At 61.2% G+C, this 17,932-nt stretch carries 16 protein-coding genes; 7 read left to right on the forward strand and 9 right to left on the reverse strand.

All coding sequences use genetic code 11. The features are described 5' to 3' along the window. Positions 1-29: 29 nt before the first annotated feature. The 3 genes from araD (at position 30) to ACS4RR_RS08705 (ending at position 2,532) form a co-directional block, all read left to right on the forward strand. On the forward strand, positions 30-1,769 hold the full coding sequence (gene araD, locus ACS4RR_RS08695; RefSeq protein ID WP_162116441.1) for an L-arabinonate dehydratase: 1,740 nt from the start codon (positions 30-32) through the stop codon (positions 1,767-1,769). Between the two features lie 113 nt (positions 1,770-1,882). Continuing rightward, positions 1,883-2,125, forward strand: a complete 243-nt coding sequence (locus ACS4RR_RS08700; RefSeq protein WP_456189960.1) for a type II toxin-antitoxin system Phd/YefM family antitoxin — start codon at positions 1,883-1,885, stop codon at positions 2,123-2,125. Continuing rightward, on the forward strand, positions 2,122-2,532 hold the full coding sequence (locus tag ACS4RR_RS08705) for a type II toxin-antitoxin system VapC family toxin (protein ID WP_260109208.1): 411 nt from the start codon (positions 2,122-2,124) through the stop codon (positions 2,530-2,532). Before ACS4RR_RS08700 ends, ACS4RR_RS08705 begins: the two co-directional genes overlap by 4 nt. Positions 2,533-2,855: 323 nt before the next feature. Here ACS4RR_RS08705 and ACS4RR_RS08710 read toward each other — a convergent pair whose 3' ends face one another. The 3 genes from ACS4RR_RS08710 to ACS4RR_RS08720 are packed head-to-tail and all read right to left on the reverse strand — an operon-like array spanning position 2,856 to position 6,043. Then, on the reverse strand, positions 2,856-3,680 hold the full coding sequence (locus ACS4RR_RS08710) for a transglutaminase family protein (protein WP_456189961.1): 825 nt from the start codon (positions 3,678-3,680) through the stop codon (positions 2,856-2,858). Positions 3,681-3,692: 12 nt separating this feature from the next. Then, positions 3,693-4,634 carry an alpha-E domain-containing protein gene (locus tag ACS4RR_RS08715; protein WP_017965458.1) on the reverse strand — a complete coding sequence of 314 codons (942 nt, stop codon included), beginning with the start codon at positions 4,632-4,634 and terminating at the stop codon, positions 3,693-3,695. Continuing rightward, positions 4,634-6,043 carry a circularly permuted type 2 ATP-grasp protein gene (locus tag ACS4RR_RS08720; protein WP_017965457.1) on the reverse strand — a complete coding sequence of 470 codons (1,410 nt, stop codon included), beginning with the start codon at positions 6,041-6,043 and terminating at the stop codon, positions 4,634-4,636. The genes ACS4RR_RS08715 and ACS4RR_RS08720 overlap by 1 nt, the downstream gene beginning before the upstream one ends. Positions 6,044-6,429: 386 nt before the next feature. Between ACS4RR_RS08720 and ACS4RR_RS08725 the strand changes: the two genes are divergently transcribed. Next, on the forward strand, positions 6,430-7,332 hold the full coding sequence (locus ACS4RR_RS08725; protein ID WP_170279032.1) for a DMT family transporter: 903 nt from the start codon (positions 6,430-6,432) through the stop codon (positions 7,330-7,332). A gap of 55 nt (positions 7,333-7,387) precedes the next feature. Here ACS4RR_RS08725 and ACS4RR_RS08730 read toward each other — a convergent pair whose 3' ends face one another. From ACS4RR_RS08730 to ACS4RR_RS08740, 3 genes are all read right to left on the reverse strand, one after another. Then, a complete protein-coding gene (locus ACS4RR_RS08730; RefSeq protein ID WP_260111057.1) occupies positions 7,388-9,109 on the reverse strand; it encodes a DEAD/DEAH box helicase in 1,722 nt (573 codons plus the stop codon). Positions 9,110-9,355: 246 nt separating this feature from the next. Further along, positions 9,356-10,471: a DNA alkylation repair protein gene (locus ACS4RR_RS08735; protein WP_260109206.1), complete on the reverse strand. Its 1,116-nt coding sequence runs from the start codon at positions 10,469-10,471 to the stop codon at positions 9,356-9,358. A 76-nt stretch (positions 10,472-10,547) separates the two neighbouring features. Further along, complete coding sequence (locus ACS4RR_RS08740; protein ID WP_017965453.1) at positions 10,548-10,856, reverse strand: hypothetical protein; 309 nt, start codon at positions 10,854-10,856, stop codon at positions 10,548-10,550. 317 nt (positions 10,857-11,173) lie between these two features. On the opposite strand from ACS4RR_RS08740, the gene ACS4RR_RS08745 reads away from it, so the two are divergent. Continuing rightward, positions 11,174-14,551: a PAS domain-containing hybrid sensor histidine kinase/response regulator gene (locus ACS4RR_RS08745; RefSeq protein ID WP_260109205.1), complete on the forward strand. Its 3,378-nt coding sequence runs from the start codon at positions 11,174-11,176 to the stop codon at positions 14,549-14,551. Here the strand turns inward: ACS4RR_RS08745 and ACS4RR_RS08750 are convergent. The 3 genes from ACS4RR_RS08750 to mnmC2 form a co-directional block, all read right to left on the reverse strand. After that, a complete protein-coding gene (locus tag ACS4RR_RS08750; protein WP_260109204.1) occupies positions 14,545-14,853 on the reverse strand; it encodes a type II toxin-antitoxin system RelE/ParE family toxin in 309 nt (102 codons plus the stop codon). The genes ACS4RR_RS08745 and ACS4RR_RS08750 overlap by 7 nt on opposite strands. Further along, complete coding sequence (locus tag ACS4RR_RS08755) at positions 14,850-15,098, reverse strand: type II toxin-antitoxin system ParD family antitoxin (protein WP_017965450.1); 249 nt, start codon at positions 15,096-15,098, stop codon at positions 14,850-14,852. The genes ACS4RR_RS08750 and ACS4RR_RS08755 overlap by 4 nt, the downstream gene beginning before the upstream one ends. An 82-nt stretch (positions 15,099-15,180) precedes the next feature. Then, positions 15,181-15,897 carry a tRNA (5-methylaminomethyl-2-thiouridine)(34)-methyltransferase MnmC2 gene (mnmC2, locus tag ACS4RR_RS08760; RefSeq protein WP_260109203.1) on the reverse strand — a complete coding sequence of 239 codons (717 nt, stop codon included), beginning with the start codon at positions 15,895-15,897 and terminating at the stop codon, positions 15,181-15,183. On the opposite strand from mnmC2, the gene ACS4RR_RS08765 reads away from it, so the two are divergent. Then, positions 15,896-17,074 carry an NAD(P)/FAD-dependent oxidoreductase gene (locus ACS4RR_RS08765; RefSeq protein WP_260109202.1) on the forward strand — a complete coding sequence of 393 codons (1,179 nt, stop codon included), beginning with the start codon at positions 15,896-15,898 and terminating at the stop codon, positions 17,072-17,074. The two genes, mnmC2 and ACS4RR_RS08765, sit on opposite strands and share 2 nt — an antisense overlap. 114 nt (positions 17,075-17,188) lie before the next feature. Then, the gene (locus tag ACS4RR_RS08770) at positions 17,189-17,896 is read left to right on the forward strand and encodes a DUF1045 domain-containing protein (RefSeq protein WP_456189962.1); all 708 of its coding nucleotides are present in this window, start codon (positions 17,189-17,191) and stop codon (positions 17,894-17,896) included. The last annotated feature ends 36 nt before the right edge of the window (positions 17,897-17,932 follow it).

The following is a 17,932-nucleotide window of genomic DNA, read 5'->3' on the forward strand; positions in this document are numbered from 1 at the left end:
GTCCGGCGATATCCTGAAGGATAGAGACTATGAAAAAGAAAGCGGAATGGCCGCGCAGGCTGAGGTCGCAGGAATGGTACGGCGGTACGAGCCGCGATGTGATCTATCATCGCGGCTGGCTTAAGAACCAGGGTTATCCGCACGACCTGTTCGATGGTCGGCCGGTGATCGGCATCCTCAACACCTGGTCGGATATGACCCCGTGCAACGGTCATCTCAGAGAGCTCGCCGAGAAGGTCAAGGCGGGCGTATGGGAGGCCGGCGGCTTCCCACTTGAGGTACCGGTGTTCTCAGCATCCGAAAACACCTTCCGTCCGACCGCGATGATGTACCGCAATCTTGCGGCGCTTGCGGTGGAAGAGGCGATCCGCGGCCAGCCGATGGATGGCTGCGTATTGTTGGTCGGCTGCGACAAGACCACGCCATCACTTATCATGGGGGCCGCTTCCTGCGACCTGCCGTCGATCGTCGTCACTGGCGGCCCGATGCTGAACGGCTATTTCCGTGGTGAGCGCGTCGGCTCGGGCACGCATCTGTGGAAGTTTTCCGAAATGGTGAAGGCCGGCGAGATGACGCAGGCCGAATTCCTCGAGGCGGAAGCCTCGATGAGCCGTTCGTCGGGCACCTGCAACACCATGGGTACCGCCTCCACCATGGCTTCCATGGCCGAGGCGCTCGGCATGGCGCTTTCCGGCAACGCCGCGATCCCGGGCGTCGATTCCCGCCGCAAGGTCATGGCGCAGCTGACAGGCCGGCGTATCGTGCAAATGGTCAAGGACGACCTGAAGCCCTCCGAGATCATGACGAAGCATGCCTTCGAAAATGCCATCCGCACCAACGCGGCCATCGGCGGATCGACCAATGCCGTCATCCATCTGCTCGCCATCGCCGGCCGTGTCGGCATCGATCTTTCGCTTGACGACTGGGACCGTTGCGGCCGTGACGTGCCCACCATCGTCAACCTGATGCCGTCGGGCAAGTACCTGATGGAGGAGTTCTTCTATGCCGGCGGCTTGCCGGTGGTGCTGAAGCGCCTCGGCGAGGCGGGCCTCCTGCACAAGGATGCGCTGACGGTATCAGGCGAAACCGTCTGGGACGAGGTCAAGGACGTCGTCAACTGGAACGAAGACGTTATCCTGCCGGCCGAAAAGGCGCTGACAGCTTCGGGCGGCATCGTCGTGCTGCGCGGCAACCTCGCGCCGAAGGGCGCGGTGTTGAAGCCTTCGGCGGCTTCGCCGCATCTGCTGGTGCACCGGGGCAGGGCTGTCGTGTTCGAGGACATCGATGACTACAAGGCCAAGATCAATGACGATAACCTCGATATCGACGAAACCTGCATCATGGTCATGAAGAACTGTGGGCCGAAGGGCTATCCCGGGATGGCCGAGGTCGGCAATATGGGGCTGCCGCCGAAGGTGCTCAAGAAGGGCATCCTCGATATGGTGCGCATTTCCGACGCCCGCATGTCGGGAACGGCCTACGGCACCGTCGTGCTGCACACATCGCCGGAAGCGGCGGTCGGCGGGCCGCTCGCGGTCGTGAAAAACGGCGACATGATCGAGCTGGATGTGCCGAACCGTCGGCTGCATCTCGACGTTTCCGAGGAGGAACTGGCACGGCGGCTCGCCGAATGGCAGCCGAACCATGATCTGCCCACATCCGGTTATGCCTTCCTGCATCAGCAGCATGTCGAAGGGGCCGATACCGGCGCCGACCTCGACTTCCTCAAAGGATGTCGCGGAAATGCGGTCGGCAAGGACAGCCACTAGCGCCGTTCAATCCATAACGAGAAAAAGGCGGGGCACCACCCCGCCTTTTTCTTTGCACTTGTTCAATGCGGAAATGGCCCTATATTCCGTATAGATGTACAGGAGATATAGTCATGTCCAAGACAGTCGGCGCGGCCGAGTTCAAGGCGAAGTGCCTAAACCTTATCGACCAGATGGGGAAGGACGACGAATCTATCGTCATCACCAAGCGCGGCAGGCCGGTTGCCGTGCTTTCGCCGGCACGTGACACGAGCGGACGCAGAAGTATCATCGGCGCGATGAAGGGCAGCGTATTGCGCTATGACGATCCGCTATCTCCGGCTGCTGAAGCAGAAGATTGGGGCGCCGTTCGTTGATCGTCATCGACACGCATATCCTCGTCTGGGCAATGCAGGACGATGCGCGCCTCGGATCACAAGCCCGGCGCATCATCGACGAGATGACGGAGAAAAGCCGGATTCTGGTTTCGGCGATTACACCTTGGGAAATCGCCTTGCTTGTTCAGAAGGGACGCCTGGCGCTCGGCGACGATGTCGGTCGATGGATCGATAGCGCATTGTCTCTGCCCGGTATCCAGCTCGCACCGATTGAGCCTTCCATCGCGATAGACAGTGGTCGGCTGCCTGGCGAGTTTCATGCCGATCCCGCCGACCGCATCATCGCTGCAACAGCCCGTTTTCACCGCGTCCCGTTACTTACGGCCGACCAGGCGATCCTCAGCTACGGCGCGCGCGGGCACCTCCAGGTTCTTGCAGCGGGATAGGCTTTGGGTGGAGCCGTCAGTTGCTGTCTTGGGACGGGGCCATGGTATCCGGCGGCCCAAAACAATCCTGCTCTTGCCGTTTGAGACCGCCATGCTGCGATCCTCGTTGGCACCATGTTCGAAGAGCGCACGGATCGCCGTCATTTGCGGCCAATGAAAAATTGACGAACGGCAATTATGACGTGCGCCACACGCCGGAAGCAGGCGGAATTTCGGGACCGTCCGTCTCTATATTCAAGTCCAATATGTTAGTTTCGCGGCGAGCTCGGCAGCTATTCTATCGGCCCTTCGCAGCGTGCGGTAAAGCTATCTGTACGCTCCGCTCAGTTCTGGCTCTGGCTTTGCATTTGTCCGCCGTCCTCGACCTTCACGGTGACCGACAGCGTTTCGCCCGGCGTGCCGATGCGCATGCCTGAAATCGGCGCGGCGTCGCGATAGCAGAGACCGGAGGCGACACGAATGTAGCGCGCATCCGGGCAGATCTCATTGGCGGGATCGAAGCCGACCCAGCCGAGGCCGGGAATATGGGCCTCGGCCCATGCATGGGTCGCAGCCTGTTCGACCTTTTCCTCCATCATCAAATAACCGGAGATGTAACGCGCCGGCACCTGCAGGGCGCGGGCGGCGGCAATGAAAATATGCGCGTGGTCCTGGCAGACACCGCTCTTTTTCTCCAGCGCCTGTTCGGCCGTCGTCTCGGTGTTGCTGGTGCCGGGTTTATAATCGACCGTCTGGTGGATTGCTGCCATCAGCGCGTGCATACGGGCGAGCTCGTTATCGCCACCGACGTCCTTGATCAGTTCCTTGACCAGCTTGCCGCCCTTGGTCAATGGCGTGTCGCGCAGGAAGAGCCAAAGCGGGCAGAAGCCGGTATGCGGGCCGGTGACGCCGTTGTTGTCCTCCGTCTCGACCTCGCCTTCGGCAAGGATGCGCGTCACATCCTGCTCGCCTTCCAGCGAGACCAGATTGACGTGATTGCCGTACTGGTCGTCATATTCGACTTCTGGCGTGGCGCCCTCGACGTTCAGCGCCCAGCCGAGCACTTTCTGAGCGGGGCTGGTCGGCGGCGTCAGCCGCAGCCTTTGCAGCGAGAACTGAGTCGGTCCGTCGTAGCGGTATTCGGTGAGGTGGCTGATCTTCAATCTCATATTGTTATCCGCTTATGCATAGAACCGGTAGCCGTCGGAAATTTCCGCGCCGAGCTTGTTATTGCGCGAGACGAAATCCTCCAGGAACTCGTGCAAGCCCTGATCCATGATGTCCCGGATCGCCCTTGTCTGCAGTGTCTTGCGGATTGAATCCGCGGTATCGTGGGCGGGAAGCCGCTCCTCGTAATCCTGGGCGAGATAGCCGAGATTGCTGACGATCTTCTCGTAGCAATAGGCAAGCGAGCGCGGCATCTGGACATTGAGGGTCAGGAAGTCGGCGATGTTCATCGCCCGGTATTCGCCGTCATAGGCCCAGCTATAGGCGCGGTGCGCTGAGACCGAGCGCAGAATCGATTCCCACTGGACGTTGTCGAGAGAGGAACCGACTGATGAAACCGAGGGCAGCAGCACGTAATATTTCACGTCGAGAATGCGGCTGGTATTGTCGGCTCGCTCGATGAAAGTGCCGATGCGGGCAAAATTATAGAGCTCGTTGCGCAGCGTCGAACCATGGAAGGCGCCGCGGATGAGGCCGGCGCGGCGCTTGATGACATCAATCACCTCTGGCATTTCGGCCGCCTTGACTCGCTTTTCGAGCAGCGACTTCAAGTCGATCCAGCATTCGTTGGTCGCCTCCCAGGTCTCCCGCGTCAGCGCCGTGCGCACCATACGGGCATTGTTGCGGCCGGAATCGATGCAAGACATGACGCTCGACGGATTGGTGCGATCGCGCAGGAGATAGTCGATCGCGTCGGCGTTGGTCAGCTTGTTGTGGCCTTCGTCATAAGCCTCGCGCACGCCCGCACTTTGTAGAACGCCATCCCAATTGTCATCGCCGGTGCTGCTGCGGGTCAGCGACATGCGCAACCCCGCATCGATCAGGCGGGCTATATTTTCGGCGCGCTCGATGTAGCGAAACATCCAGTAGAGGCCGTTTGCTGTTCTTCCGAGCATCAGTCCTCCAATACCCAAGTGTCTTTGGTGCCGCCGCCCTGGCTGGAATTGACCACCAGCGAGCCTTGCTTCAGCGCTACACGGGTGAGCCCGCCCGGAATGATCTGTACCCTGTCGGATACAAGCACATAGGGGCGAAGGTCGACGTGGCGCGGAGCAATGCCTTTGTTGACGAGGATGGGCACGGTGGAGAGCGACAGCGTCGGCTGAGCGATGTAATTGTTCGGCTTGGCCTTCAGCTTCTCGGCGAAATCGGCGCGCTCCTTCTTCGATGCGGTCGGGCCGACCAGCATGCCGTAGCCGCCCGAGCCGTGTACCTCCTTGACGACGAGGTCTTCCAGGTGTTCCAGCACATATTTCAGGCTGTCGGCTTCCGAACAGCGCCAAGTCGGCACGTTTTCGAGCAGCGCCTTGCGGCCGGTATAGAATTCGACGATCTCCGGCATATAGGAGTAGATCGCCTTGTCGTCGCAAATGCCGGTGCCTGGCGCATTGGCGATGGTGATGTTGCCAGAGCGGTAGACATCCATGATACCGGGAATGCCGAGCGCGGAATCGGAGCGGAAGGTCAGGGGATCGAGGAAGTCGTCGTCGACGCGGCGGTAGAGCACATCGATCGCCTCGTAACCGCGTGTCGTCCTCATCTTCACCTTGCCGTCGATGACGCGCAGATCCGCGCCCTCAACCAGTTCGACGCCCATCATGTCGGCGAGGAAGGAATGCTCGTAATAGGCGGAATTGTAAATGCCCGGCGTCAGCACGGCGACGCGCGGCTTGCCCTTGCAGCCGGGAGGGGCGAGCGAGGCGAGGCTCTGACGCAGCAGATAGGGATAATCCTCGACGCGCTGCACCTTGTTCTCATGAAAGAGCTCGGGGAACATCTGCATCATGGTTTCCCGGTTTTCCAGCATGTAGCTGACACCGGAGGGCGTGCGCGCATTATCCTCCAGCACGTAAAACTGGTCCTCGCCGGTGCGCACGATGTCGGTGCCGACGATGTGGGTGTAGACGCCGCCGGGCGGTCGGAAACCGATCATTTCGGGAATGAAGGTGACATTGTTCTCGATCAGCTCACGCGGAATGCGGCCGGCGCGGATGATCTCCTGCTTGTGGTAGATATCGTCGAGAAAGGCGTTCAGCGCGATCACCCGCTGCTCGATGCCTTGCGCGAGCCTGCGCCATTCGCGGGCGGAGATGATGCGGGGAATGATGTCGAAGGGGATGAGCTTTTCGGAACTGTCGGCATGGCCGTAGACCGCGAAGGTGATGCCTGTCTTCCGGAAGATGTTTTCCGCATCGCGGGACTTGGCAATCAGATGCGCCCGGTCTTGGCTGTTGTACCACTCGAAGTATTTGTCGTAAGGCGGGCGCGGACTTTCGTCCCCGGTAATCATTTCATCAAATGCCAAAAGCGCGGCTCCCCTTTTTGTTCATTTGAATACAACGCAAATGGCAATGCAAGAACCATGCGCAGTTCGAGGAAAAGATTTTGCGCTGCGAGAAACGGGTGAAAATCTGGGCATTTTAAGTGATGCAGTGCGGCATGATGGATGGGTGATCCCGAGGCTTGCGCAAAATCTGAGCATGTGATCGCTTTTCGTTCGGGCAAGACGGTCGAATATGGTCACGCGCGTAGGCGCCCCCCGCCCTCCCTCCTTGGTAAACGCCGGCTGGCGCGACCGCCACTGGGTCTCTGCCATCAGCGAAATTTCAAATAAACATCAACGCTTCGCCTTTGACGGCAGCCGCCGGGTGGGGCTATCAGCACGGCGACCCTTCTCTCCCGAGCCGCCCCATGTCCTTCGATCGCCTTGCCCCCGCCGTTTTCGTCCTACTCTGGTCCACGGGCTGGGTAGTGGCGAAATATGCCTCGCTGCATTCCGAGCCCTTCACTTTTCTTTCGATACGTTACGCGCTGTCGGCGGCGGCATTCCTGGCGCTCTGCCTGGTGGTGCGGGCGCAATGGCCGAAAAGTCGGGCGACGGCGCTACGCGCCATCTATTCCGGTTTCTTCCTGCATGGCTTCTATCTCGCCGGTCTCTGGTGGGCCATCGCCAATGGCGTGCCGGCCGGCATATCGGGCATCATCGCGGCGCTGCAGCCGCTGCTGACGGCAATGGCAGCTCCCATCCTCATCGGCGAGCGGCTGCAGCAGGCGCAGAAACTTGGCCTTGCCCTCGGTTTCATCGGCATTGCCATTGCCATTTCGCCGAAGCTGCTCGGCCCAGCGACCGCCGATCTCACACATGCAGCCCTGCCGCTGGCGATTAACCTCGTCGCCATGGCGTCCGTCACCTACGGCACGCTCTATCAGAAGAAGCACCTGCAATCCGGCGACCTCAGAACCATCGCGACTTTGCAATATATCGGCGCGCTGATCCTCACCCTGCCGCTTTCGCTGATGTTCGAGCATCAGCATTTCGACGGCACCGAGCAGGCCTATGGCGCGCTCGCCTGGTCGGTCTTCGGTCTGTCGATGGGCGGCGTCGGGCTGCTGCTTCATCTGATCCGCCGGGGTCAGGTGTCGCGCGCCGCCTCGCTGATCTACCTGATGCCGCCAACGGTCGCTCTCGAAGCCTTCATCGCCTTTGGGGAGCCGCTAACCCTGCCGTTGATCGTCGGCACCGTGGTGGTGGTGACCGGCGTCTATCTCACGAACCGCAAGGCGCTCAGCCAAGACCGGCCCGCGGCGGCGTAGATAACAAAAAGGCCGGAAGATCCCCCGGCCTTTCCGCTTTTCAGTCGTTCAACTATCAGGCGCGTTCGCGGCGCTGGCCGCCGCCGTTGCGGGAGCCGGAGCCACCGCGACGATTTCCGCCGTTGCCGTCCCGGCGCGGTTCGCCGGCCTGGGCCTGCTGCGGGCCGCGGTCTTCGCCATGCTTGCGGGCCGGACGGCCATGGGCGTGGCGGCTGTTGCCGCGGTGATGGCCGCTCGGTTCGCCATTGGCGTGGGCAGGACGCTGCGGCTTTGCCGAGGGGCGGAAGTCGGAGGTCGAGGCCAGATCGTTGTCAGGACCGAGATTCGGGGCCGCTTCGCCGCGGCGCTGGCCACGGAAATCCTCATTGCGGCCGGTCGGGCGCTCCGGACGCGGACGACGCTCTTCGCCGCCGGCGCGGACTTCGCTGCCTTCACCTTCGAGGCGCGGGCGGCGTTCCTGACGGCTGCCGCGATGCTCCGAACGGTTCTGGTCGCCGCGGCCTTCGCCGCGACCCTGACCTTCGCGACCCTGGCCGCCATTGCGATTGCGGTTATTGCCGTTGCCATTGGCGCGACGGGGCGCGCCGTTCATGTTTGCCGGAGCTTCACCGCTGGCGACAGTGATGTCGATGCCCATCAGGCGCTCGATATCACGCAGCAGCCTGGCTTCATCGGGAGCGCAGAAGGCGATGGCGATACCGTCGCGGCCGGCGCGCGCGGTGCGGCCGATGCGATGGACATAGGCGTCAGGCACTTCAGGCAGATCGTAATTATAGACGTGGCTGACAGCAGGAATGTCGATGCCGCGGGCGGCGACGTCGGTGGCAATCAGCGTCTTGATGCTGCCGTCGCGGAAGGCCTTCAGTGCCCGCTCGCGCTGACCCTGGCTCTTGTTGCCGTGGATCGAGGCGACGGAATAGCCGATGTTTTCGAGATGCTTCATCAGCTTCTCGGCACCGTGCTTGGTGCGCAGGAAGACCATGGCGCGGCCATCGGGGTTTTCGGTCAGCGACTTGCGGAGCAGCTCCGTCTTGTCGTTCTTGCCGGCGACGAAATGCACGTACTGCTCGACCTTGTCGGCAGCCTTACCTGGAGGCGTGACTTCGACCTTGACGGGATCGACGAGATATTCGCCGGCGAGATCGGCGATCGCCTTCGGCATGGTGGCCGAGAAGAGCATGGTCTGGCGCTTTTTCGGCACCATCTTGGCGATCTTGCGCAGATCATGCACGAAGCCGAGGTCGAGCATCTGGTCGGCTTCATCGAGCACCAGATAGCGAACCGCAGTCAGCGTGATCGCGCGGCGATTGACGAGGTCGAGCAAGCGGCCGGGCGTGGCAACGAGAATGTCGGTGCCCTTTTCGAGCTGAAGCTGCTGCTTGTTGATCGAGACGCCGCCGACGACGACATTGATGCGCAGCGACGACTTGCGGATGAACTTCTTCAGGCTCTCGGCGATCTGGTTCACCAGTTCGCGGGTCGGCGCAAGGATCAGCGTCCGCGTCGTGCGGTTGTCGGGACGCCGTTCATCGGCGAGCAGCTTTTCGATCAGCGGCAGGCCGAAAGCGGCGGTCTTGCCGGTGCCTGTCTGGGCAAGGCCGATCAGGTCGCGGCCTTCGAGGAGGAGGGGAATGGCATGTTCCTGGATCGGCGTCGGCGTTTCGATGCCGAGCTGGAACAAAGTAGCGACGATCGGCTTGGAGACACCAAGCGATTCAAAATTAGTCAAGGTATAACCTTTCGGGGCGCCACAATGACTATCGCCGGAACGCACCATGCGATCCGGTTTCATTCTGGCGTCAAGAACCCCGCGTGAAGTGGGAACTTGTGAGTTGGAAAAAGCTTTCCAGCGCTTCTGGCCGCTCATGGGAGTGCGGCGCTCTATCGAAATGCGCTTTTGTCCCTTCTTCCTGCGTCTGTATTTTTCAGCAGGGGCACGCTCACGCGGCGGCCGGAAGGGTGAAAGCTGACCCGCATTTGGGCTAGTTCGCGTGGAAAGTCAAGTGCAGTGCACAAGAAAGCCTCAAGCTGGGTCAGGTGAGGGCATGACGAGGACGAAGCTTTGCGATGCGGTCTCCGCGCCATTGACGAGGATGGCGATGCGATGTTCGCCGGGATAATAGCGTCGCGTGGTGATCGGCCGCATGGCGTGGCGGCGCCCAATTGTATGGCTTTGCCCCGGAGCGAGCATTATCGCCTTGCATTTGAAGACCTTGGGTGAGAGCGAACCGTCGCTCTTCACATGGTGAATGGCGTAGTCGATCATCAGTGACTGCGCTCGCTCGCCGGCGTTTGTCACCCGGATTTCGAAATCCAGCCCTTCGCCGAACATCACCTCTGCATTCTGGAGCCGCAGTTCGCATTCGAGCGAAGCGGTGGCGGCGAAGCCGAAATTGACGAGCGCCTGCGCGTGGCCTTTCTTCAGAAGTGTACGCGAGGCATGTTTCAGCAGCCAGCGGCGTTCGGATGAAGCACCGTCGATATGACTAGCGACGAAGGCGGCGACCAGGTCCGGGTGATCCTTGGCGACGTCGTTCAGGCTGTTGGCCACGGAGCGGCGTACATATTCCTCCGGATCATCCATCAGCGCAGTCAGGATGGGCAGGATCGGTGCCGGATCCTTGACGAGTTGCGGCAGGCGCATCGCCCAGGGCAGGCGCGGCCGCGTTCCCTCGCTCGCCAGCCGTCGCACATGCTGATCGGGATCGTCGACCCAGCCGGAAATGATCGCCAGCGCGCGCTGCTGGTCGCGGTGGATAAAGGGGCGGATGCCGAATTCGGCAGTGAAATGCGGCGTCAGCGCCTTCAGGACATCGAGGCCGAGATCGAAATGATCAAGGCCGCGTGCGGCGATGAACTGATTGACCGGCAGCAGCATCCAGCCTGTCAGTCCAGGCTTGCTTTCCGAGGGGAGGCTTACCTTCAGAATGGCGGCGGCCTCCGGGAAATTGTCGGGAAGCGTTGAGAACAGCGCGTCGCGGATCAGGGCCGATCGCTCCATCAGTTCCAGCGCCTGAAGGCCACCGGTCGCTAGCGTCACGAAGCGGCCCTTGTCGAACGACGGGGAATTGCCGGCGATTCGATCGGCCATTTCGGCGATCAACGCTTCATGCAGCAGGTTCTTGAGCGGTTCCGGCATGCTGATCCTCCTTTGCGCCGGGGACGCATTGGACCGGCGCCGCCGGGAGGTCAAGCGGCGCCGGATGCGATTTCTTCTATTCCGTGCAGACTTTGACGCGGTAGGGGTCGCCCCAATCGTCGTGTCGCCATTCGAGGTGGCAGTAGGACGGCCGGTAATAGGTCCGGTAGACCGGATAGGGGCGATAATAGGGGTAAGCAGGATAGACCGGGTAGGCGGGACGGGCGGCCTCCGACAGCAGAGCGCCACCGACGACGCCGGCTGCAAGGCCGCCCCAGAAGGCATCGCGTGGACGGGCATCGGCAGTGGTGGCGGTGGCGAGCGAGGCGCCGGCAAAGGTCAGGGCGATCAGGCCCGTCGCCATGGTCTTATGAAGAACGGACATGCTATTTTCCTTTCATGGGCATGGCTTCCATAAAGCCATGCCGAGACTCGGCCCGGATCGCGGCAGCGCAATGGCCGCACAAGCCGTTTCGGCATTAAATTTTCGTCATGATTTCAACGGATCCCAACGTCGAAAGAAATTATTGCCGGCGTCCTTTCAGTCTCGTGCAAGCCGGGGCTGGTAATCTCGGATTATCTTCAGCTTGGTGAGCCGGCTTGTAAAATTCCGCTGTCGAAATTTATGGTTAAAACCTTGTTAAAAGCCTTGGCGTTATAGTTTTTGTAGTCGATATTTCGTTCATTGCGGGAGCGATATTTTTGAAATCAGCCGGGGAACTTCTGGAGTTGGCTTGCCGCCGGATCGCTGATCTGGATACCCCGGCCTATGTCAAGAATAGCGAGCTGCGTTATATCGCCGTCAACGAGGCCTATGCCCGTTTCCTCGGCCGCGAGATCTCCGATTTCATCGGCAGGCGCAGCCGCGAGCTTCTCGACCGTCCTGAAGAAGAGGATCGTGAGGACAAGGAGCGCCGCGCACTGGTGTTCGGCACAGAGGAAAACGCCATCTGCTTTGATGCGGCCGGCCTCAGCCATGAGCGTATCCAGATCGAAAGCTTTTCGCCATCGCCGGAGCGAGCCTATGTGCTCGGCATCTTCGAAGTGCGCGAGACGCCACGCCGCGCCCTTGGAGACGGGAAGGGCGCCGACGATCATGGCCTTGCCGGCGATTTCGCCCGCGTGCGCGAGGCGCTGGAAAAGCTCGACCACCCGATCGGCATTTTTGCCGAAGACGGCCGGCCTCTGGTCATCAACGCCGCCTATCGCAACGGCGAGAAACCCGTAGCCCCTACCGATTCGAGCTGGCACGCGAGCGTCGACGAACGAGACCTGCTGCGCACCATCATGGAGGATCTGCCGGTCGCAGTTTTCGTGCGCGACGAGAAACATCACCTCGTCTATGCCAACCAGTATTATGAGACTTTCAGCGGCCACCAGCGCTCGCGGGTGCTGGGAATGACCGAATATGAAATGTTCGGGCCGGAGGGCGGCGAGGCGATCTACCAGGAAAACCGGCTGTCGCTGGAACAAGACCTGTCGCAGGAGCTGGAAGGCGTAATGCCGAGCAAGGATGGCCGCATCCATCCCGTGATCTCGCGAGTCAAGCGTGTCGTGACGGCGGATGGGCGAGCCTATGTCGTCGGCTCCTTTTCTGACATTTCACCGCTCAAGGAGCGGGAGAAGGCACTGATCGAAGCGCGGAAGCAGGAAGAAGTGCTGCACCGGGATATCGAGAATATTCTGCGCTCGCTGCCGGTCGGCGTGCTGATCCTCGATAACGATCACCAGATCCTCTACGTCAACGACGAATTCTACAGCATCTGGGAGCTGCCGCTCGACGACCCCTTTGACGGGCGCCCCTTCATCGACGTCATCCGTCGCAATTATGAGCTCGGTCGCTACGACGGCACGCAGACACCCGAGGAAATCTACGCTTTCCGCAAGCACCTGTTCGAAACCGAGGAGCCCGAGCCGATCGAGCTCGGCTGGGCGGGCGGCAAATCCGTCATCTTCGATAGCCGCCGTATCTCCAACGACCGGATCCTGCTCACCTATGCCGACATCACGGCCGTGCGTGAGCGGGAAAATGAAGTCCACGAGGCCCGCGCCGCGCTGGAACAACTCGGCGAGATGATGCGCGACGCGACCCATGCCATGCCACAGGGCCTGGCCATCGTTCAGGACGGCATTATCAAGCTGTCCAACGAGGCGCTTTCTGACATCTTGCAGATTCCGGCCACCTATCTCGAACCCGGCGAGGGCTGGATTGGCATGTTCGAATTTTGCGCGGCGCGTGGCGATTTCCACGATGCCGCCGCCGAAATCCTGCAGGGCTGGCGCGACAATATCGCGGCCAGGCTGCCGATTTCCACCGTCTTCCATGTCGACGGCGAGCGATGGGTGAACATGGATGCGACGGTCAGCAAGGGGCAGCACTGGGTGGCGCTCTTCACTGACGTCACCGAGCTGAAGAGCCGCGAGGAGGAACTGCGCCAGCTGCTGTCGCGCGCCGAAGCCGCCGATCGCGCCAAATCCGAATTCCTTGCCAATATGAGCCATGAGATCCGCACGCCGATGAACGGCGTGCTTGGGATGGCGGAACTGCTTGCCAAGACCAATCTCGATACGCGCCAGAAGACCTTCGTCGACATTATCGTCAAATCCGGCAATGCGCTGCTGACGATCATCAACGACATCCTCGACTTCTCGAAGATCGACGCCGGGCAGATGAAACTGCGCAAAACCGCCTTCGATATTACCGAAGCGGTGGAGGATGTGGCGACACTCTTGTCCTCGCACGCCGCCGAGAAGAACATCGAACTCCTGGTGCGGGCCGCACCCGATTTGCCCGCAGCCGTGATCGGCGACGCCGGGCGGTTCCGCCAGATTGTCACCAATCTCGTCGGCAATGCCGTCAAGTTCACCGAGCGTGGCCATGTCTTCGTCGATGTCGGCTTCGAGCCGGCCGCCGGCGGCGAGATCATGGCGTGCATCCGTATCGAGGATACCGGGATCGGCATCCCACCGGAGAAGCTCGAATCGGTCTTCGACAAATTCTCGCAGGTGGACGCCTCGTCAACCCGGCGGCATGAAGGAACCGGCCTCGGTCTTGCGATCACCGCCGGGCTGGTCGACCTTTTCGGCGGTTATCTCAACGTTGAAAGCGAATGGGGCAAGGGCTCCGTCTTCACCATCAACCTGCCGTTTGCGGTGGCTGCCGCTCGCCCTGAGCCGAAGCCGTTGCCGATCAACGTGCAGGGTGCGCGTATCCTCGTCGTCGACGACAATGAAGTGAACCGGCGAATCCTCACCGAGCAGCTGTCTCTCTGGGGCTTCGACGGCGTGGCCGCCGAGGGCGGCGGCACCGGGCTTGCGATCCTGGAGGCGGCGGCCGGTCTCGGCATTATCGTCGATGCCGTCGTGCTCGATTATCACATGCCCGATATGAACGGCGCCGATGTCGCGCGCCGGTTGCGCGCCGATCCCCGCTTCGTCGAACTGCCGATCATCTTCCTGACGTCGATGGATATTTCGGGCACGGAGAAGGAATTCGCGGCGCTGAACGGCCATGCGCATCTGATGAAACCGGCGCGCGCCAACGTGCTGCGCAACACCGTCGCCGAGGTGGTGCGCGCCAGCCGCGTCAAACAGGCCTCCGAGGCCGAGATCGCCCGGCTGCAGACGGAAGTGGCCGTGCCCGCGCCGGCGCCCGTGCCGCAGAAGCGGGCCGCTGAATTCGTCGACGTGCTCGTCGCCGAAGACAACGAGGTCAACCAGATCGTCTTCACGCAGATCCTGCAAGGCACGGGTCTTTCCTTCCTCGTCGTCGACAATGGCGAGGAAGCGGTCGCCGCCTGGGAGCGGTATACGCCGCGCATCATCATGATGGACGTCTCGATGCCCGTCATGAACGGCCATCAGGCGACGCAGACGATCCGCGAACGGGAAAAGGGACAAGGCCATCGAGTGCCGATAATCGGCGTCACCGCCCATGCGCTCGAAAGCGACCGCGAACTGTGCCTCGATGCCGGCATGGACGACTACATGTCGAAGCCGATCAGCCCCGAACTGCTCGAGGAAAAAATCCGCCAGTGGCTCGGAACGAGCGAGCAGCAGCCGGAGCGCACCAGCTACTGATTTGAACCTTCGGAAAACAGGATGCTCTCGAAATCCTGGGCGCCGTTGAGGATATGCAGGATCTCGATACGATCCTCGCCAACGCGATAAAAGATCAAATAGTTGCCGTAAGGACGGCGGCGAACGCCGGTGCGTTCGTAACGTGGAACCAATGAAAAACCGTTCGGCGTTTCGGCCAGACGCTCACACCGTTCCAGCAGTTCTTGAATGAAGCTTGGCGCCCGCTGCGGATTGTCCTCAGCGATATAGTCGCCAATACGTTCGAGATCCGCCTCCGCCTGGGCGGTGATGAGGACGATCACGAACGGCCGTCATATTTGGCCGCAAGGCGGGCGGCGACATCGCTGATGGGCTTGAAGCGACCTGCTTTCGCGTCGGCGATCCCCTGGCTGATTGCCAGATCGAGCGCCATCAACCGTTTTTCCCGCTCCTCGACAAGCCGGACACCTTCCCGCAGAACTTCACTGCGAGAGTTGTAACGCCCCGATTTCACAAGTTCGTTCACATAGTTTTCGAGTTGCTGTCCAAGATTCGCGCTGCTGGCCATACTGGTTCCTCTCGGACTATTATCGCACAGAGTGATAACTGTTAGCAACTCAGCCGTTTGAATCGATCGCACTTGCCCGAGTTTACTTGATGCCGCAGAGCATTTCGCGCTTGCCGGCAAAGCCCTTGCGGCGCTCGACGGCAAAACCTGCAGCGATGAGATTGCGGCGCACGAAGCCGGCCGCCGCATAGGTGGCGAAAGTGCCGCCGGCTGCGCTTTTCTCGCAGACGAGCCGCATCAGTTCTTCCGACCACATATCGCTGTTGCGCGACGGGGCGAAGCCGTCGAGATACCAGGCGTCGAAGCCGGGTTTGGCCTCTGCAACGCCATCGAGTGCGCGGCCGCAGATCACGCTGAGCGTCGTCTGAGAATCGAGGTTCAGCGAGACGGTGCCAGCAGGCGCTTGCGGCCAAGCCGCCGTCAGCGATCCGCGTTCGACATCGATCTCCGGCCAATGCGACAGCGCCCTGCCGATTTCTTCGCTGCGCATCGGATAAAGTTCGAAGGAGATGAAATGCAGGTGCTGGCCGTTCGCACGATGGAGCTTCCATTGCCGCCAGGTTTCAGTGAAGTTCAGGCCGGTGCCGAAGCCGAGTTCTCCGATCTGGAATCTCTGCCGCCCATTCCAGCGCTCCGGCAGGCCGTTGCCGGCGAGAAAAACGTGGCCGCATTCCAGCCGCCCATCGGTCTGGCAATAAAAATGATCGCCAAAGGCGGTGGAATAGGGCATATCGCCGTCGCGCCATTCGAGCGGCTGCGGCGCGCCCGCGCCAATCTGATCGGGGTTCACGTCTGTCATGGAAAAAGCCGATAGTCCTCAGCCGGTCTCAGGTCAATCGTCCTTAGAATTGCTGATTGTCGGCGGCGGCATCATGGGGCTCTGGGCGGCCGTCCATGCCGAACGCCGGGGCATCCGTGCTCTAATCGCTGACGCCGGCAGGTTGGGCGAAGGTGCAAGTGGTGGCCTGCTCGGCGCGCTGATGCCGCATATGCCGGACCGGTGGTCGGAGAAGAAGCAGTTCCAGTTCGATGCGCTGGTCTCGCTCGAAGCCGAAATCACAGCGCTCGAAGCGGAGACCGGGCTTTCCGCCGGGTATAACAGGTCCGGACGGCTGATCCCGCTGCCGAAGCCGCATCTCAACAAAATAGCGCGTGGCCATTTTGAGGACGCCGAACGCCATTGGCGGGCGGGTGACCGCCGCTTCCACTGGCATGTGCTCGACGGCCTTGATATGGACGGTTGGATCGAGGCGTCTGCCGGCGAGAGCGGCTTCGTACACGACACACTCGCCGCCCGCGTTGCGCCCCGCTTGCTGATCGCAGCGCTCATCGCCTTCCTGCGGCGGGCAAAGCATGTTCGCGTCCAGGAGAATGCGGCGATTGCCGGCCTCGACCCCGATCGCGGCATGGCCGAAATAAACGGCGAAACCATCGTTTTCAGTCACTGCATCCTGGCCGCCGGCCATCAGTCCTTTCCGTTGTTGCAGGTCCTGACGCCGGGGCTGAAACAGCCGCTCGGCCAGGCGGTCAAGGGGCAGGCAGCGCTATTGAAAGCCGATATCGACCCGGCGCTGCCGACGATCTTCCTCGACGGGCTCTATGTCGTCGCGCACGAGGGCGGGCAAGCGGCAATCGGCAGCACCAGCGAGAACCGTTTTGACGACCCGACGTCGACCGACGCCCAGCTCGATATGCTGATCGAGGCGGCGCGCGGCATCGTGCCATCTCTTCGCGACGCCCCCGTTGTCGAGCGCTGGGCCGGGCTTCGCCCAAAGGCGATAGACCGGGATCCGATGATCGGCCGCCATCCCGAACATCCACGCCTGATCGCGCTGACCGGCGGCTTCAAAGTCAGCTTCGGCCTCGCCCACCGGCTGGCGGAGGCGGCGATATGTATCGCAGACGATGCAGACTGCGGATTTTTGCTGCCGGAAAGCTTCGCAATCTCAAGCCACATCGCGGCGGCTTCACGTTAAACGTGAATTAGGCGCTGCTTCGTTTCGTTATTCTGTCATGCAAATCACCTATCTGCTTGCGCATCGACAGCGCCGGATCTGAACGGCGCTTACTTCCTTGATGGAGGAAATTGCATGCGCTATGCCATTTGCTTCACGCCTCCGGCGAGCGACCTGTTGTCGCTCGTGGCCGCCAATTGGCTTGGCCGAAACGTGTTTTCGGGCGATATGATGGAGCCTCCGGCAGTTCGTGGCCTCGGTATTCACGAGATCGCCTTCCATACCGCCGTGCCCCGGCGCTACGGTTTTCATGGCGTCTTGAAAGCGCCATTTCAGCTGTCCAACGACATGTCCGAATCGCAACTCCTGCGCGATCTGATGCGTTTTTCCGGGACCTTCGTTCCCTTTCAGATTCCGCGTGTCGAAGTCGCCCGGCTCGGCAATTTCTACAGCTTGCTGCCGAGCACGCCTTGCGAGCAGATCCAGTATCTCGCCTCGGCGATCGTGCAGGAATTCGATCGTTTCCGCGCACCGCTCAGCGAGGCCGAGATCGAACGCAGTGATCCGGACGGGCTATCGGCGGCACAGTTTGCCAACCTTCATCGCTGGGGCAATCCCTATGTGATGGAAGAGTTCCGCTTTCATATGCCGGTGACAGGCCCCGTCAACGCGATCGACATGCCGCGCATCGAGCCGGCGCTGCGGACGATCTTCGAGCCTGTCTTGAGTGAGCCGGTCACGGTTTCGAACGTGGCGCTGATGATCGAGGAGGGCACGGGCGGCCCTTTCCGCGTTCATTCGCTGCATCCGATGGGTAAGGTCAGCGCGCGCAGGATCGCCTGACGAACCAATGCCTCAAAGGTTGGCGCCGGAGCGCCG

Source organism: Rhizobium zaerense, assembly GCF_051810725.1.
Lineage (GTDB): Bacteria > Pseudomonadota > Alphaproteobacteria > Rhizobiales > Rhizobiaceae > Rhizobium > Rhizobium leguminosarum_I.

What these genes read in the sequence shown, in the direction of transcription:
- ACS4RR_RS08765 (WP_260109202.1), top strand. Translation starts at nt 15,896, where the DNA reads ATGGAAAAAGCCGATAGTCCTCAGCCGGTCTCAGGTCAATCGTCCTTA.
- ACS4RR_RS08735 (WP_260109206.1), bottom strand. Translation starts at nt 10,471, where the DNA reads ATGCCGGAACCGCTCAAGAACCTGCTGCATGAAGCGTTGATCGCCGAA.
- araD (WP_162116441.1), top strand. Translation starts at nt 30, where the DNA reads ATGAAAAAGAAAGCGGAATGGCCGCGCAGGCTGAGGTCGCAGGAATGG.
- ACS4RR_RS08725 (WP_170279032.1), top strand. Translation starts at nt 6,430, where the DNA reads ATGTCCTTCGATCGCCTTGCCCCCGCCGTTTTCGTCCTACTCTGGTCC.
- ACS4RR_RS08730 (WP_260111057.1), bottom strand. Translation starts at nt 9,109, where the DNA reads ATGGTGCGTTCCGGCGATAGTCATTGTGGCGCCCCGAAAGGTTATACC.
- ACS4RR_RS08770 (WP_456189962.1), top strand. Translation starts at nt 17,189, where the DNA reads ATGCGCTATGCCATTTGCTTCACGCCTCCGGCGAGCGACCTGTTGTCG.
- ACS4RR_RS08740 (WP_017965453.1), bottom strand. Translation starts at nt 10,856, where the DNA reads ATGTCCGTTCTTCATAAGACCATGGCGACGGGCCTGATCGCCCTGACC.
- ACS4RR_RS08715 (WP_017965458.1), bottom strand. Translation starts at nt 4,634, where the DNA reads ATGCTCGGAAGAACAGCAAACGGCCTCTACTGGATGTTTCGCTACATC.
- ACS4RR_RS08755 (WP_017965450.1), bottom strand. Translation starts at nt 15,098, where the DNA reads ATGGCCAGCAGCGCGAATCTTGGACAGCAACTCGAAAACTATGTGAAC.
- ACS4RR_RS08710 (WP_456189961.1), bottom strand. Translation starts at nt 3,680, where the DNA reads ATGAGATTGAAGATCAGCCACCTCACCGAATACCGCTACGACGGACCG.
- ACS4RR_RS08700 (WP_456189960.1), top strand. Translation starts at nt 1,883, where the DNA reads ATGTCCAAGACAGTCGGCGCGGCCGAGTTCAAGGCGAAGTGCCTAAAC.
- mnmC2 (WP_260109203.1), bottom strand. Translation starts at nt 15,897, where the DNA reads ATGACAGACGTGAACCCCGATCAGATTGGCGCGGGCGCGCCGCAGCCG.